Genomic DNA, 15,363 nt, shown 5'->3' with positions numbered 1-15,363 from the left:
GGTCAGGCCCCATCATGGGCGTCGCGGCCCGAACCCCACCCGGCGGTCTGCGACCGCCGACCTCCCCGTAAAGGGGAGGTAGGGGGATCATGCCGCTGGACTGGAAATGAAACCAACACAAACGCTGCTCGCGAGCGCATCCCTCCCCCTCGCGGGGAGGGTGGCCCCGCGAAGCGGGGTCGGGTGGGGTCAGGCCCATCATGTAATATTACAATCCTGCGAAATCGCACGCCAAACTGCGACAAAGTTGGCCTTGGCAATAAAAATTGGTTAACGTAGTAATGCAGCGTAACAATCACGTGCAGCGATTCAGCTTGCTCGGAGGCGACGCTTTTGCTGGCATCGGTCCTTCACGCCCCGCTCGGGGACGGCCTCGTGCTCGCGAGGGCTGGCGAACGGGCGGTTCATATTCTGAACGCCACCGCCGCGGATGTGTGGCGGCTCGCCTGCGACGCGGCGCCCGGCTGCGGCGAGGACTGGCTCGTCCGGCGCGTGCAGGCGCGCTACGGGCTGGACGAATCCGCCGCCAGGCGGGAAATCCGCGCGCTCATGGACGGCTGGCGGCGCGCGGGTCTGGTCGAGCCTCTGGACGAGTTCGTCCCGGCCCCCCTCCCCGACGACTGGATCACCGGCGGCTCGACGCCCGCGCCGCTCGGGGCCGGCCAGATCGCCGTGGAGTTGGCGGGCGTGGCGATGGGCGTCGAAATCGAAAGCGGCGAGGTCGCCGCCGCGGTGCGTTCGGCTCTGGAGCCGATGATCCAGCCGCGCGCAGGCGGCTCCTGCCGGAATATCCTCCGCGTCGCAGGCCCGGTCGACCGCTGGACCCTCAGCGTCAATGACGAGCCAGCCATGTCGGGAGTCGGTGCGGACGAGATCGTGGTGGTCGTTCTCAGGCTGCTCATCGATCTTGCCTGCCGTGCGGAAGGTCGGCTGTTCCTCGCGCATGGGGCGGGCCTGGAGCTTCCCGACGGCCGCGGCCTGCTCCTTGTGGCTCCCTCGGGCTCGGGCAAGACGACGCTCGCCACGGCTCTGAACGCCGAGGGCTATGGCCTGCTGAACGACGACGTCGTGCCCATCGATCTCCATGGCCGTATGCTCGGGCTTTCGGCGCCGATCTGTCTCAAGGCCGGTAGCTGGAGCATCCTGACGTCGCGCCGCCCGGACCTGCGCGACCGCCCGGCAGTGATGCGCTACGGCGAGCCGGTGCGCTTCCTGCCGCCAGCCGGCAATCGGCCCGGCCGCCCCCTTGCGCCCGCCCTGCTCATCTTCCCGCGCTATCAGTCTGGCTCCACGCCCCGCGCGGAACCCATGTCGCCGGAAGCCGCGCTGGGCGCTCTGATCCGGTCGGAGTCGATCCTGCGCGACCTGACCCAATCCAGGCTGGAGGCGTTGACGCGCTGGATCGGCTCGATCCCCGCGCATGCGCTCACCTTTCCCGATCTGGAGAGCGCGATCGGCCTCGTTCGCGGGCTCGCCACCAGCGAGCCTGGCTGAAGGGCTCCTCATGACGCAGGTGCGGGACCTCAGACGCGCACAGGCCGCTCCCTTCTCGATCCTCTGCGAGGTTCTCGGTGCCGGGAGCGTCGGGCGCCAGGAGCGCGCCGCCGATCTGGCGGCCGGGCGGGCCGATTGGGGCGACGTTTTTATCGCCGCCGGCGCATCGCTCGTCACGCCGACGCTTGCCGGCGTGATGTCCCGCATGCGCCTGTCGGAGACTCTGAGCGCCGAGGAATATGACTATCTAGACGCCATCCGGGTCCTCAATTGGCGGCGCAATGAGGCGTTGCAGGCGGAGCTTGGCAGGATTGTCGCCGCTCTCAACCGGATCGACGTCCGGCCCATCCTGCTCAAGGGCGCCATTGCGCTGACGCCGGGCCAGTACCCCGGAGCCGAAGACCGCGTCATTGGCGATCTCGATCTTCTCGTTCCGCGCGATCGTCTGGAAAGCTGCATCGAGGCGCTAGCCGCCATGGGCTATGCGCCCGATGACAGCCCCCGCCGGATGCTCGCGCGCGACTTGCGGAACATGCACCATGCGCCCGCCCTGCTCCACCCGTCTCTTCCGGTGACTGTCGAGCTTCACCATCGTTTCCTGTTTGACGCGGACGACAGCGCGCTTCTGGCCGCCGGAGTGCGGCCGAGGGAGGTGACGCTGGAGAATGGCGCGGCAGCGCTGCTGCCCGATCCGGCGACGCGGCTGCTGCACAATATGCTGCACGCCCAGGTTTCCAACGAGCAGGCGCTCACGCGGGCGCTGGATTTGCGGCAGCTTCTGGAATTCGCCGCGCTCGCGCACTTCTATGCGGGCGATCTCGACCCGGAGGAACTAACGCGACGGCTGCGACAGGATCGCCATCGCCTGCTGAGCGAATATTGGGCGCTGGCCGAGCGCTGGCTGGGTCTGCCCTATCCGGACGGTCTGCCGCGGTCGCGCCGGGAGCGCCGCGAACTCTGGCTTTTCGAAATCATCGCGACGAAGCCTGCGGCCTTCCGATTCGCTATGGGCGCCCATGCTCTGGCCAAGCTACCCCGCCGGCTGGCGAATCTCATCGTCCGACTGTGGGATAATCCAGCCTATTTTTCCGACCGGCTGAGGGACTGGTTTCGGAAGCCCGACGGCGGTCGAACCGATTGAACGGCGCGCGGAAGTGTCTTTGGCTTGGGGAACGACGGCTGGAGGCCTCGGAGGGAATCGAACCCCCGTACAAGGATTTGCAGTCCTCTGCGTAGCCACTCCGCCACGAGGCCGTCCGCGCGAAGACTCAGGTGAGCCCCGCCTGCGGTCGCTCTTACAGGAGGGCGTCGCCGGCGGCAAGCAGTCCGTCGCGTCAAAAATGAAATGCGCCCGTCAGTCTTCCGCCCGCACGGACCAAGTCGCATGGCTGACGGCGTCGAGCTCCCGGAAGTGGTCCGCGATGGCGTCGAGCACCGCCGCCTCCACGCTGGGAGCCGCCAATGTGGCGATCAGCTCCACCCCGTCCTCGCGATCGACCTCGCGGATGTCCCGGGCCGGGTATTTCGCCGCTTCGAGACGCTCCTCCAGCAGATCGCGCATCTCGTCCCTCTCCGATTCGCTGGTCGTGACCCGCAGCTCGAAGGTCGCCTCGGTCTGGCTTTCGTCGATCGGCGCGCGCTCGATCAAGGTGACGAGCGGCCGCAGGAATGTGTTGCCGGCGAGCACGAAGGCGCACATCAGAAACGCTTCCACCGGATGATCGGCGCCGGCGAAGGCGCCGGTGACGGCGGAGCACCAGATCGTCGCCGCGGTGTTGAGGCCGCGAATGTTCATGCCCTCCTTGAGAATGACGCCCGCGCCGAGAAAGCCCACGCCGGACGCCACATAGGCGAGCACCTGGGTCGCCCCCTGATTGCCCATGAGCCGCATGCCGAGATCGACGAAGGCCGAGGCCCCCAACGCGACCAGCGCATTGGTGCGCAGACCGGCGTTGCGCTGCCGGAACTGTCGCTCCGCGCCGATGAGCGTTCCCAGCGTCAGCGCGACGAACAGGGACACAAAGGTGTTGAGCAGTTCCTCGGGGTTGAAACTGATGATTCCCGCCATGTTCTGGGCCTCAATAGGGACGGCCATCCTTGTGAAAGAATCGCCAGCCTCCGTCCGGATCGAGCCGCGCCTCCAGATCATCCGCGGGATAGGTTCCGCAGTCGCCTGGCGCGCGATCGCCGATTTCGAGATAGAGCGCGTCCATGTCAGTTCGATTGACAAGGCAATGCGCCGCTCCGCCGGCACGGAACCCCGCGCACATGCCGGGCCCGAGCTGCGTTTCGCCCGCCTCCGTCACCAGCGTCGGAGCGCCCTCGAGGATATAGACGAACTCGTCCTGCCGGCTGTGACGATGCAGCAGCGCCGATTGGGCGCCCGGCGCGAGCCGCGTGAGATTGACGCCGAAATTCACCAGGCCGAACACGTCTCCGAGCGCCCGTTTCTCCCGTCCCGCCATGCGCGCGGCGAAGGGTTCGGGATAGTTGGAGGCGCGTTTTCTCGGCGCCACGGCGGCGGCGGCGACGGCGTTCGGACGGCTTTCAACTTCGTTCGTCAAGACAGGCTTCTCCCGCTCCGGTTCCCGCGCCAATTTGACAGGCGCAGCCCATTCTGCCCATCTTCGCGCCCCAATGCGCCACAGGGCGCGCCCCGGGATTGATCTGGAATGAATGTCGTCATCGTCGAGTCGCCGGCCAAGGCCAAGACCATCAACAAATATTTAGGCCGCGATTTCAACGTCATCGCCAGCATGGGCCATGTCCGCGACCTGCCGCCCAAGGACGGCTCGGTCGATCCCGACGACGATTTCGCCATGGTCTGGGAGATGGACGCCCGCGGCGCCAAGCGCGTTTCGGAAATCGCCCAGGCGGTGAAGGACGCCGACCGCGTCATCCTCGCGACCGACCCGGATCGCGAGGGCGAGGCCATCTCCTGGCACCTCATCGAAATCCTGAACAAGAAAAAGGCGCTCAAGGACAAGAAGATCGAGCGCGTCGTCTTCAACGCCATCACCAAGGACGCGGTCCGCGAGGCGATGGCCCATCCGCGCCAGATCGATCAGGCGCTGGTCGACGCCTATCTGGCCCGCCGCGCGCTCGACTATCTCGTCGGCTTCACCCTCTCGCCGGTGCTGTGGCGCAAGCTGCCCGGCGCGCGCTCGGCCGGTCGCGTCCAGTCCGTGGCGCTGCGCCTCGTCTGCGACCGCGAGCTCGAGATCGAGAAATTCGTCGCGCAGGAATATTGGTCGCTCGTCGCCCATCTCAAAACCAAGGCGGGCGACTCCTTCATCGCGCGCCTCGTCGGCGCCGACGGCAAGAAGATCACCCGCCTCGACATCGGCAAGGGCGAGGAGGCCGAGGCGTTCAAGAGGGCGCTGGACGCCGCCGCCTTCACCGTGCGTTCGGTGGAAGCCAAGCCGGTCAAGCGCCACCCTTCCGCGCCCTTCACCACCTCGACGCTCCAGCAGGAAGCCTCGCGCAAGCTCGGCCTCGCGCCCGCCATCACCATGCGCATCGCGCAGCGCCTCTATGAAGGCGTGGATGTGGGCGGCGAGACCGTGGGTCTCATTACTTATATGCGAACGGACGGCGTCGACATGGCGCCGGAGGCCGTCGCCAGCGTGCGCAAGGTGATCGCCAAGGAATATGGCGACCGCTTCGTGCCCCACGCGCCGCGCAAATATTCGGCCAAGGCCAAGAACGCGCAGGAGGCCCATGAGGCCATCCGCCCGACCGACGCCGCGCGCCTGCCCAAGCATGTGGCGAAGCATCTCGAGCCCGATCAGGCGCGGCTCTATGAGCTGATCTGGACCCGCACCATCGCCAGCCAGATGGAATCGGCCGAACTCGAACGCACCACCGTCGACATCGAGGCGAAGGCCGGCGCCCGCACGCTCGATCTGCGCGCCACGGGTCAGGTTGTTCGCTTCCCGGGCTTTCTGGAACTTTATCAGGAAGGCCGCGACGACGACGGCGACGAGGAAAGCGGCCGCCTGCCGCCGATGGCGGAAGGCGAGCCCGTGACGCGCGAGAAGATCGACGCGACCCAGCATTTCACCGAGCCGCCGCCGCGCTTCACCGAGGCGACACTGGTGAAGCGCATGGAGGAATTGGGCATCGGCCGTCCGTCGACCTACGCCTCGACGCTCGCCACCCTGCGCGACCGCGACTATGTGCGGCTCGACAAGAAGCGACTCGTTCCCGAGGACAAGGGCCGGCTGGTCGTCGCCTTTCTGGAAAGCTTCTTCTCGCGCTACGTCGAATTCGACTTCACCGCGTCGCTCGAAGAAAAGCTCGACCTCGTTTCGAACAATGAGATCGACTGGAAGCAGGTGCTGCGCGACTTCTGGCGCGACTTCTCGGCGGCCGTGAACGAGACCAAGGACCTGCGCACCACGCAGGTGCTCGACAGTCTCAACGAGCTGCTGGGGCCGCATATCTTCCCGGCCAAGGAAGACGGCTCCGATCCCCGCCTCTGCCCGGCCTGCAACGCCGGTCAATTGTCGCTGAAGGTCGGCAAGTTCGGCGCCTTTATCGGCTGTTCGAACTATCCCGAGTGCCGCTACACGCGCACGCTGTCGCCGCCCACCGGCGACGCGGCGGAGAACGCGCGGCCGGGCGTGAAGGTCCTGGGACAGGACCCGGAAACCGGCGCCGAGATCACCCTGCGCGACGGCCGCTTCGGCGCCTATGTGCAGGAGGGCGAGCAGGAGGAGGGCGGCGAAAAGCCCAAGCGCGCCTCGCTGCCCAAGACCATCAAGCCGGATGACCTCACGCTCCAGCAGGCGCTCGCGCTGTTGTCGCTGCCGCGCGAGGTGGCGAAACATCCGACGAGCGGCGAGCCCATCGTCGCCAATATCGGCCGCTTCGGCCCCTATGTGCAGCACGGCAAGACCTACGCCAATGTCGGGCGTGAGGACGACGTGCTGACCATCGGCGCCAACCGCGCCATCGACCTGATCGTGCAGAAGGAATCCGGCGGCGGCGGGTCGCGCTTCTCGCGCGCCTCGGAACCCGGCCGCTCGCTGGGCGCCCATCCCGAGGGCGGCGAGGTGACGGTGAAGGCCGGCCGTTTCGGCCCCTATGTGAACTGGGGCAAGGTCAACGCCACCATCCCGCGCGCGGTCGATCCGGCGTCGCTGACGCTTGAGCAGGCGCTGGAGATGATCACGGCAAAGGCCGCCGCCGGGGGCGCCACGGGCGGACGCGTGCTCGGCGAGCATCCCGACGGCGGCAAGATCACCGTCCGCCCCGGCCGCTTCGGGCCTTACGTCAATCTCGGCAAGGTCAACGCCACATTGCCGAAGAGCTTGTCCGCCGAGGATGTGACTCTCGAGGACGCGATCAAGCTGATCGAGGAAAAGGGCGGGGCGCCGAAGAAGAAGGCGCCGGCGAAAAAGGCTCCCGCCAAAAAGGCGGCGGCGAAGAAGGCGATCGAGGACAGTGACGAGACGCCCTTCGACGACGCACAGCCCGCGAAGGCCGCGCCCATCAAAAAGGCAGAGCCAAAGAAGGCGCCGGCCAAAAAGGCCGCGCCGAAGAAGGCGGCCGCCAAGTAACTCCCGAGCCCGCAGGCGCCCCGGTAATCGCAGCGAAACGTCCAGAACCGCGCATGGTTCTGGACGCGTCGACGCATTTCAAGCGACGGTCATGGCGAAATCCCCGTTCACGCAATATGTTTGGTGAAGCGTTTTCACGCCGGCCCGCGCATCGGCCGGCCAATCGAGCAGGAACTTGGCGCCCAAGACAGCACCGCAGCCTTCCCGCGAGGACATTCTCGCCTTCATCGCCCGCGAACAGGAAGCCGCCGGCGGCCCGAAAAAAATCGGCGTCCGGGAAATCGCCCGCGCCTTCGGCCTCAAGGGCGAGGACCGCGTCGCGCTCAAGCGCATGCTCGCGAGCCTTGCCGAGGACGGCGCCATCGAGAAACGCGGGCGCCGCGTCAATCCCAAGGGCGCGCTGCCGCCCGTGACCCTCGTCGACATCACCGCGCGCGACCGCGACGGCGAAATGGTCGCCGTTCCGGTGGAGTGGGACGAGGAAGAACTGGGCGCGCCGCCGCGCATCCTCATCCGCGCCCCGCGCCGCGCCCGGCCGGGCGAGCCCCTGCCCGGCGTCGGCGACCGCGCGCTGGTGCGCGCCGAGCCCGACCGCGACGCCGGCCCGAATGAGCCGCCCTACGTCGGCCGCGTGATAAAACTGCTATCGCGCGCGCGCCACCGCGTGCTGGGCGTGTTGCAGGTCGAGCCCAACGGCCACGGCCGCATTCTCCCCATCGACAAGAAGCAGGCCGGGCGGGAGCTGATGGTCGCCGCCGCCGACATTGGCGAGGGCCAGCATGGCGACCTCGTCTCGGTCGATCTCGTCGGCAAGACCCGTTTCGGCGCCCCGCGCGCTCGCGTGCGCGAGACGCTGGGTTCGGTGACGAGCGAAAAAGCCGTCAGCCTCATCGCCCTGCGCGCGCATGACATTCCGGACGTGTTCCGCCCCGAGGCCGTGGCCGAGGCCGAACAGGCCAGGCCCGCGACGCTTCAGGGCCGAGAGGACTGGCGCGAGCTGCCGCTCGTAACCATCGATCCGCCGGACGCCAAGGACCACGACGACGCCGTCCACGCCGCGCCGGACACGGCGCCCGACAATGACGGCGGCTTCATCCTCACCGTCGCCATCGCCGACGTCGCTTACTACGTCCGGCCCCGGTCGCCGCTGGACAAGGACGCGCTGGAACGTGGCAACTCGGTCTATTTTCCCGACCGCGTCGTGCCGATGCTGCCCGAGCGCATCTCCAACGATTTATGTTCCCTCCGCGAGACCGAAGACCGCCCGGCCCTCGCGGTGCGGATGCGCGTCACGGCCAGGGGCAAGAAGATCGGCCACAGCTTCCACCGCGTGATGATGCGCTCGCACGCCAAGCTGGCCTACGCCCAGGCGCAGGCGGCGATCGACGGCCGGCCGGACGAGAAGACGAAGCCACTCGTCGACACGGTGCTGCGGCCGCTCTACGCGGCGCATGAAGCGTTGCAACATGCCCGCAATCTGCGCGCGCCGCTCGATCTCGACCTGCCCGAGCGCAAGATCCTGCTGAACCCGGACGGCTCCTTTGACCGGGTGATCATCCCGCCCCGGCTCGAAGCGCATCGGCTGATCGAGGAATTCATGATCCTCGCCAATGTCGCCGCGGCGGAGACGCTCGAAGAGCATCGGCAGATGCTCATCTATCGCGCCCATGACGAGCCGTCGAAGGAGAAGGTCTCCGCGCTTGCGGAGTTTCTGGCCACCATCGGCGTCAAGCTGGCCAAGGGCCAGGTGCTCAAGCCCTCCCACTTCAATGTGATTCTGGAGCGCGTGAAAGGGCTGGAGCATGAAAACATCGTCAATGAAATCGTCCTGCGCACGCAGGCGCAGGCCGAATACACGCATGAGAACTATGGGCATTTCGGCCTGAACTTGCGCCGCTACGCGCATTTCACCTCGCCGATCCGCCGCTACGCCGACCTCATCGTGCATCGCGCGCTGATCCGGGCGCTGAAACTGGGCGAAGGCGCCCTGCCCGACACCCCCGCCGGGGAACTGGCCGAGACCGCCGCGCGAATCTCCGCCGCCGAGCGTCGCGCCATGGCGGCCGAGCGGGAGACGGTCGACCGGCTCATCGCCCATCATCTCGTCGACCAGATCGGCGCGCGCTTCGGGGCGCGAATCTCGGGTGTGACGAAATCCGGCCTGTTCGTGCGCCTCATCGAGACGGGCGCCGACGGATTCGTGCCGGCGGCGACGCTCGGGCGCGAATATTATTCCTACGACGAGGCCAGCCATTCGCTGACCTCGCGGTCCGGCGTGAGCTACCGCCTCGCGGATGTCATCGACGTGCGCCTCGTCGAGGCGGCGCCCATTGCAGGCGCGCTGAGATTCGAGGTGGTCGGCGGCGGAGAGAAGCGGAAACCGCCCGCCTCGGCCTTTGGCAATCGCGGGAAAAGCGCGAAGAAGCCGAGAGGAAACGGCAAGCGCTGATCCGCTCGGGTATCCGCCTTGACATCCGGCGCGTCACACGTATGGTGCGCGCAAATTCGTCGCCTGCCGCGACTCTCGGAGCGGCGGGGACGATTTTCTGTTCTCTATCAAACTGGAACGAGTCCGATGGCCAAGTCCGCCATGATCAAGATCAAGCTCCTGTCCACGGCGGACACGGGCTATTTCTACGTCACCAAGAAGAACGCGCGCACGAAGACCGAGAAGCTCGTCTTCAAGAAATACGACCCGGTCGTGCGCAAGCATGTCGAGTTCAAGGAAACCAAGATCAAGTAAGACGCGCCGACGCGTCCGAATCTGCGCAGGGACCGCCCCGGACCATCCGGCTGACGCGCTGGTCCTTGCAGCTTGCGGCGGGCCGGAGTTTCGCTCCAGAGAGGCCCGCCGACGCCGCCAGAGCGGCAAAACCGCCCAAAACGCGCGAAAAATCGCAACGCCAGCGGCTTCCGCCTCTTGCGCTGAGCTTTTTATCGGAATTATAGAATAATTTAGCTGACCGCCGGTTATGAAGGCGGCCGACTGACAATGGCTTCAAGGAGGCCACTCCAACCATCGTCAGCCGGCCAACCCCACGGACCCAGGAGATGCGGCGGACCTGAGCACTCCGCAGGGTATTCGAGTTCTGCCGTTACGCACCAAAACGCTTGATTCGCCGTGGTAACTTTCCAGCCCCTTTCGGCGTCGCCAGACACGCAAGTTGTTCGGCGGGAGACAAGTTACCCCGGCTGCACAAAATTGCAACTCTCTGATATGTTTTTTCACAATAGGGTCATCGAAAAATCGAAACCCCGGCGACGAGCGGTTCTTTTTCCGCTAAAGACGACAAAAATCACGCGCGGAACGCGCGACGCTCGGAGGAAATAAATGATTGTTCGCCATATGCGCCTCTTCATGGGGCTCGCCGCCGCTTTGACGCTCGCCGCCTGCGGCGCCCATCAGCCCGGCGACGCCACCGGCGCGAAAGTTCTCCGCAACATTCTCGAAAAGAACGGTGTCGACGCCAAGATCGTCTCCTTCAAGAAGGTCAACGCCCGCGAGGTCAAGCGCGACAACATCGCCGCCTTCGAGCTGATGTACGAAGCCGAAGTGCAGTTCCCGGAAGGCTTCGAGGCCAGGTGCCGGGACGAGAAGGAGCGCGGCAAATGCGCCTTCCTCGGCATCGACGAGGACCGCACCTTCGCCAAGAGCGAAGTGCACACCAGCGAAGGCACGCTGCATTTCGTGAAGACCGAAAAGGGCTGGATGGCCGAGGACAACAACACCTACTGATGGCGTCCTTCGCGGCGCAGCGCCCGCCGGGCGTCGCTGTCCCGGCGGGCGCCGCTCCCCCACCCCGTTTCGTGGAGGGCGCGCGCCGGAATGCGGCTCCCGAACCATTGGCCTGCCCATCGGCGCGGCCGCGCTGGACAAAGCGGGTCCGGGGGTAGATACCGGGGCGCAAACGGGCGGCGCGGCGCGCCGAGATGAGCCGGCGAGAAGCACAGTGAATCAGTATATTGCCTATCAGGGTGAGCCTGGCGCGAACTCGGATCTCATCAGCCGGGAAGCCTTTCCCGACCTGACCCCGCTCCCCTGCCCCAGTTTCGAGGACGCCTTCGCCGCCGTCACGGAAGGCCGGGCGGCGCTGGGCATGATTCCGATTGAAAACTCCATCGCCGGACGCGTGGCGGACATCCACCATTTCCTGCCGCATTCGGGCCTGCACATCATCGGCGAGCATTTCCTGCCGATCCACTTCCAGTTGATGGCGCCCAAAGGGGCGACCCGCGAGGGCCTGCGCGAGGTCTACAGCCACGTACATGCCCTCGGCCAGTGCCGCCGCGTGATCCGCGATCTCGGGCTCGTCCCGCATACGGCCGGCGACACCGCCGGCGCCGCGCGCGAGGTGGCGGAGTGGAATGATCCGACCAAGGCGGCGCTGGCGCCGCGCCTCGCCGCCGACATCTACGGCCTCGACATTCTCGCCGAGGACGTGGAGGACGAAGCGCACAACACCACCCGCTTCATCGTTCTTTCGAAGACCAGCCAATGGGCGCCGGTCGATTGCGGCCCCACCATGACGACGTTCATCTTCCGGGTCCGCAACGTGCCGGCGGCGCTCTACAAGGCGCTCGGAGGGTTTGCCACGAATGGCGTCAACATGACCAAGCTGGAAAGCTACATGGTCGACGGCGAATTCGCGGCGACCCGCTTTCTGGTCGACGTCGATGGCCATCCCGAACAGCCCGCGCTCGCGCGGGCGCTTGAGGAATTGCGGTTCTTCTCGAAGGAAGTGGAGATTCTGGGCGTCTATCCAGCGGCGGCGTTTCGCGTCACAAATATCCGCTCCTTCGAATATGGCGACTGAATGAACAGGGGAAAGCGCTATGGCCGCCGCCTATGATCCAAACAACATCTTCGGGAAAATCCTCCGCGGCGAAGTTCCCGCCCACAAGGTCTACGAAGACGACATGGCGCTGGCTTTCATGGACATCATGCCCCGCGCGGAAGGCCATGTTCTCGTGATCCCCAAGGCTGGCTCGCGCAATCTTCTCGACGTGTCGCCGGACACGCTCGGCGAGCTCATGAAACGCGTCCAGCATGTCGCCAAGGCGCTCCAGGCCGCCTTTCAGGCCGATGGGCTGACGCTGCATCAGTTCAATGAAAGCGCCGGCGGTCAGGTGATCTATCACCTGCATTTCCATCTGCTGCCGCGTTGGGACGGGGTCTCCCTGCGCCCGCCGGGAACCATGGCCGATAATGAGAAGCTCGCCGAGCAGGCCGCGAAAATCCGCGCGGCGATGACGCCCTTCGCGGGGTGAGTCCCGGGGCGTTGAGCGGGCGGTTTCGGCCGCCATTCGGTTTCATCGCCACTCTCGCGGCGTGAGCCCATACCTCCCCTTCACGGGGAGGTCGGCGGTCGCAGACCGCCGGATGGAGTCGAGCCGCTACAGCCATGATGGGGCCTTGACCCCACCCGGCGCGCGTTCCGCGCGCCACCCTCCCCGCGAGGGGGAGGGATGAGCTCACGATGAGCGCCTCAGAAACTGGACTTACTCTTCCGCCACCTTGGCCGGACGCAGCGTCACAGGGCGCAGCAGGAAGGACGGCACGTGGTCGCCGAGACCGATCACCGGCGGGCCGTCGTCTTCGTGATGGCGGCGCGACCGGCGGCGATCCTCGGGCTGGCGGGCGCGGACCGGCTCCGGCTCGGGACGACGCGGCGCATGGGCGGGACGGCCCATGGCGACAGGCCCCCCAACCTCGGCGCGCGCCCCAACCTCGGTCCGCTCGCCGCGCTCTGCCCGCTCGACCCGCTCGCCCCGCTCGGTCGACCGGCGGCTCCGTTCGCCGCCACGCTCGCGGCGGCCGCCGCGCTCGCCACGTCCGCCGCGGCGGCTATCATGCGGGCGGGTAGTCTCCATGGGCGGCGGCAGCTCGTTGAAGCCCGGCCCCTCCCATTCGATCGCCTTGCCGATCAGATTCTGAATCTGGTCGACATATTTGGCGTCATCCTCCGTGACGATGGTCAGCGCGACGCCGGAACGTCCCGCCCGGCCGGTGCGGCCGATGCGGTGGACATAGTCCTCGCTGTGGGTCGGCACGTCGAAGTTGACCACATGGCTGACGTCCGGAATGTCCAGACCGCGCGCGGCGACGTCGGAGCAGACCAGAAGCGACACATCGCCGTTCTTGAAGGCGTCGAGCGAGGCCATGCGGGCAAGCTGGTCCATGTCGCCGTGCAGGGCGCCGGCCGAAAACCCATGCTTGGCCAGCGACCGGTGGAGGATGGCGACGTCCCGCTTGCGGTTGCAGAAGATGATCGCGTTCTTGAAGTTCTCGGCGTCACGAAGCAGCTTGCGCAGCGTCTCCCGCTTTTCGGCGTGGCCGTGAGAGGCGACCAGGGCCTGGCGGATGGTGGAGGCCGTGGTGGCCGCGCGGGCGACCTCGACGCGAACGGGATTGTGAAGGAACGCCTCGGTGAGGCGGGTGATCTCCGGCGGCATGGTCGCCGAGAAGAACAGGGTCTGGCGGGTGAACGGCACCAGCTTGCAGACCCGCTCGATATCCGGGATGAAGCCCATATCGAGCATGCGGTCGGCTTCGTCGATCACGAGAATCTCGATGCCGGTGAGAAGCAGCTTGCCGCGGTCGAAGAAATCGAGCAGCCGGCCCGGCGTCGCGATCAGCACGCCCGCGCCGCGCATGATCTTGGCTTCCTGATCGCCGAAGGCGACGCCGCCGATCAGCAGCGCCACGTTCAGCTTGTGATTGGCGCCGTATTTGGCGAAGCTTTCCTCGACCTGGGCCGCGAGCTCGCGGGTGGGTTCGAGGATCAGCGTGCGCGGCACGCGCGCACGGGCGCGGCCCTGTTCGAGGCGGCTCAGCATCGGCAGCGTGAAGGCCGCCGTCTTGCCCGTGCCCGTCTGGGCGATGCCGAGAATGTCCCGGCCCTGAAGCGCCGGCGGGATAGCCTGCGCCTGGATGGGCGTCGGAGACGTGTAGCCAGAGGCCTGCACGGCCGCGAGCACCTTTTCCGAAAGGCCCAATTCGTCGAATGTCATCAATTATCCTGGTTCCGGCTTACGTCTGCGGAAGGGCCGCTGCGCGCCAGCCGTCTGAAAAGCGCGCAAGATGTCCTGAGAGAGGGCGCCGTCATCGCCGCGAGGACGGACTGGCTCGCCTAACCGTCGCCGCAAAGGAGCGGGGGCCATAGCCACGGCCGCATGCTTGAAGAACAAATGGTCCAATGTCAATGGATTTGCGAGGCCCGGAGGCCAATTTTCGGCAGAATTTCCTCAAAACGCCGGCCGGGGACGTCCCTGCCCCCGATCTGAGCTATTTCCCGGCCTCGTCCGGGCTCTTGCTGTCGCCACAGGGGGACACGGGCGACGCCTTGCGAAGGGGGATGGTCGCCGTGGTGATTCCATCGACGCCAATGCTTCGGACAATCGAATAAGCCTGCGGCGTCTGCGGCGCCCCATTGGCCGCGACGTCGCGCATGGCGCGATTGTAGGCAAGGCGCGAGGCGGCGTCGCTGTCCACCCAATGCGACAGAAGCTTGGCCCCGAGCACGCTGAGCAGGAAGGCGAAGGCGGACAACGCCGCGACGTTCCAGACGGCGCCCGACATCGAAGAGCGGGTCGACGACTGGTAGCGGTTCGGATGGCTGTTTTGTTCGAAATCGGACATGTCGGCGTCCTGCGGGTTCACCCCCCTTTTCTTGGCGCCTTATCGTAAATATCTGGTTCATGGCGGGAATGCCCGGCGCGCCCGCGCCTTCCCTCTTGCCAAGGCCTCCGCAAAGCAGAAGACTATGCGGGCCGGCGTCTCAGGGGTGTCCCGGAGCCGCCCGGCTGCGGCAAAGAAATTGCTCCATGCGCCCGTGAAAGACCTTTTCACCGGACCTACATGGAAAGGACCAGAGGATGAGAGGGACGTGCCGGTTTTGACATCCATCAAATCCCAGCAAGCGTTATCGCAGACCGGCCGCGACCCCGCGGGCGTTCCCCTGCGCGCCGGCAAGGAGCCAAAGAAATCCGGCGACGGGCCGGGGTCCGGCACCGCGCTGATCACGCGCACCCGCCAGCAGACCCGCCGCCCGAACATGTACCGCGTGCTCTTGCTCAACGACGATTACACGACCCAGGAGTTCGTGGTGATCGTCCTGCGCAAGTTTTTCAACAAGTCCGTCGAGGACGCCACGCGCATCATGCTGCATGTCCATAATCACGGCGTCGGCGAATGCGGTGTCTATACTTATGAAGTCGCCGAAACCAAGGTCACCCAGGTGATGGATTTTGCAAGGAAGCACCAGCATCCTCTGCAATGCATCATGGAGAAGAAATAGGGGCTCGC

At 66.3% G+C, this 15,363-nt stretch carries 13 protein-coding genes and 1 tRNA gene; 9 read left to right on the top strand and 5 right to left on the bottom strand.

Features of this window, described 5'->3' with window-relative positions; genetic code table 11:
• Positions 1–333: 333 nt before the first annotated feature.
• Positions 334–1,494 (top strand): PqqD family peptide modification chaperone, encoded by a 1,161-nt coding sequence (locus ACR652_RS19605; protein WP_434508153.1) that lies wholly within the window; start codon positions 334–336, stop codon positions 1,492–1,494.
• A gap of 10 nt (positions 1,495–1,504) precedes the next feature.
• Positions 1,505–2,635, top strand: coding sequence for a nucleotidyltransferase family protein (locus ACR652_RS19600; protein WP_434508152.1), 1,131 nt, complete (start codon positions 1,505–1,507; stop codon positions 2,633–2,635).
• Between the two features lie 39 nt (positions 2,636–2,674).
• Here the strand turns inward: ACR652_RS19600 and ACR652_RS19595 are convergent.
• The 3 genes from ACR652_RS19595 to ACR652_RS19585 all read right to left on the bottom strand — a co-directional run bounded on the left by ACR652_RS19595 (position 2,675) and on the right by ACR652_RS19585 (position 4,058).
• A tRNA-Cys gene (locus tag ACR652_RS19595) sits at positions 2,675–2,748 on the bottom strand.
• Positions 2,749–2,848: 100 nt separating this feature from the next.
• Positions 2,849–3,562 (bottom strand): MgtC/SapB family protein, encoded by a 714-nt coding sequence (locus tag ACR652_RS19590; RefSeq protein ID WP_434508151.1) that lies wholly within the window; start codon positions 3,560–3,562, stop codon positions 2,849–2,851.
• A gap of 10 nt (positions 3,563–3,572) precedes the next feature.
• Complete coding sequence (locus ACR652_RS19585) at positions 3,573–4,058, bottom strand: cupin domain-containing protein (RefSeq protein ID WP_434508150.1); 486 nt, start codon at positions 4,056–4,058, stop codon at positions 3,573–3,575.
• A 108-nt stretch (positions 4,059–4,166) separates the two neighbouring features.
• Between ACR652_RS19585 and topA the strand changes: the two genes are divergently transcribed.
• The 6 genes from topA (at position 4,167) to ACR652_RS19555 (ending at position 12,326) form a co-directional block, all read left to right on the top strand.
• A complete protein-coding gene (topA, locus tag ACR652_RS19580; protein WP_434508149.1) occupies positions 4,167–7,058 on the top strand; it encodes a type I DNA topoisomerase in 2,892 nt (963 codons plus the stop codon).
• Positions 7,059–7,233: 175 nt separating this feature from the next.
• Positions 7,234–9,507, top strand: a complete 2,274-nt coding sequence (gene rnr / locus ACR652_RS19575) for a ribonuclease R (RefSeq protein ID WP_434508148.1) — start codon at positions 7,234–7,236, stop codon at positions 9,505–9,507.
• Positions 9,508–9,633: 126 nt separating this feature from the next.
• Positions 9,634–9,801: a 50S ribosomal protein L33 gene (rpmG, locus tag ACR652_RS19570; RefSeq protein ID WP_014892635.1), complete on the top strand. Its 168-nt coding sequence runs from the start codon at positions 9,634–9,636 to the stop codon at positions 9,799–9,801.
• A gap of 588 nt (positions 9,802–10,389) precedes the next feature.
• Positions 10,390–10,794: a hypothetical protein gene (locus tag ACR652_RS19565; RefSeq protein ID WP_434508147.1), complete on the top strand. Its 405-nt coding sequence runs from the start codon at positions 10,390–10,392 to the stop codon at positions 10,792–10,794.
• A 214-nt stretch (positions 10,795–11,008) separates the two neighbouring features.
• Positions 11,009–11,872, top strand: coding sequence for a prephenate dehydratase (locus tag ACR652_RS19560; protein WP_434508146.1), 864 nt, complete (start codon positions 11,009–11,011; stop codon positions 11,870–11,872).
• Between the two features lie 19 nt (positions 11,873–11,891).
• Entirely contained in the window at positions 11,892–12,326 is a 435-nt protein-coding gene (locus tag ACR652_RS19555; RefSeq protein WP_434508145.1) for an HIT family protein, read from the top strand.
• A gap of 231 nt (positions 12,327–12,557) precedes the next feature.
• Here ACR652_RS19555 and ACR652_RS19550 read toward each other — a convergent pair whose 3' ends face one another.
• The gene (locus ACR652_RS19550; RefSeq protein ID WP_434508144.1) at positions 12,558–14,069 is read right to left on the bottom strand and encodes a DEAD/DEAH box helicase; all 1,512 of its coding nucleotides are present in this window, start codon (positions 14,067–14,069) and stop codon (positions 12,558–12,560) included.
• Between the two features lie 274 nt (positions 14,070–14,343).
• Positions 14,344–14,697, bottom strand: coding sequence for a hypothetical protein (locus tag ACR652_RS19545; protein ID WP_434508143.1), 354 nt, complete (start codon positions 14,695–14,697; stop codon positions 14,344–14,346).
• 256 nt (positions 14,698–14,953) lie between these two features.
• On the opposite strand from ACR652_RS19545, the gene clpS reads away from it, so the two are divergent.
• Positions 14,954–15,355, top strand: a complete 402-nt coding sequence (clpS, locus tag ACR652_RS19540; protein WP_434508206.1) for an ATP-dependent Clp protease adapter ClpS — start codon at positions 14,954–14,956, stop codon at positions 15,353–15,355.
• The last annotated feature ends 8 nt before the right edge of the window (positions 15,356–15,363 follow it).

It is taken from the genome of Methylocystis sp. (assembly GCF_051061225.1).
Taxonomy (GTDB): Bacteria; Pseudomonadota; Alphaproteobacteria; order Rhizobiales; family Beijerinckiaceae; genus Methylocystis.
Note: the sequence above shows the minus strand (reverse complement) of the source record. Positions and strands in the feature narration are given on the sequence as shown.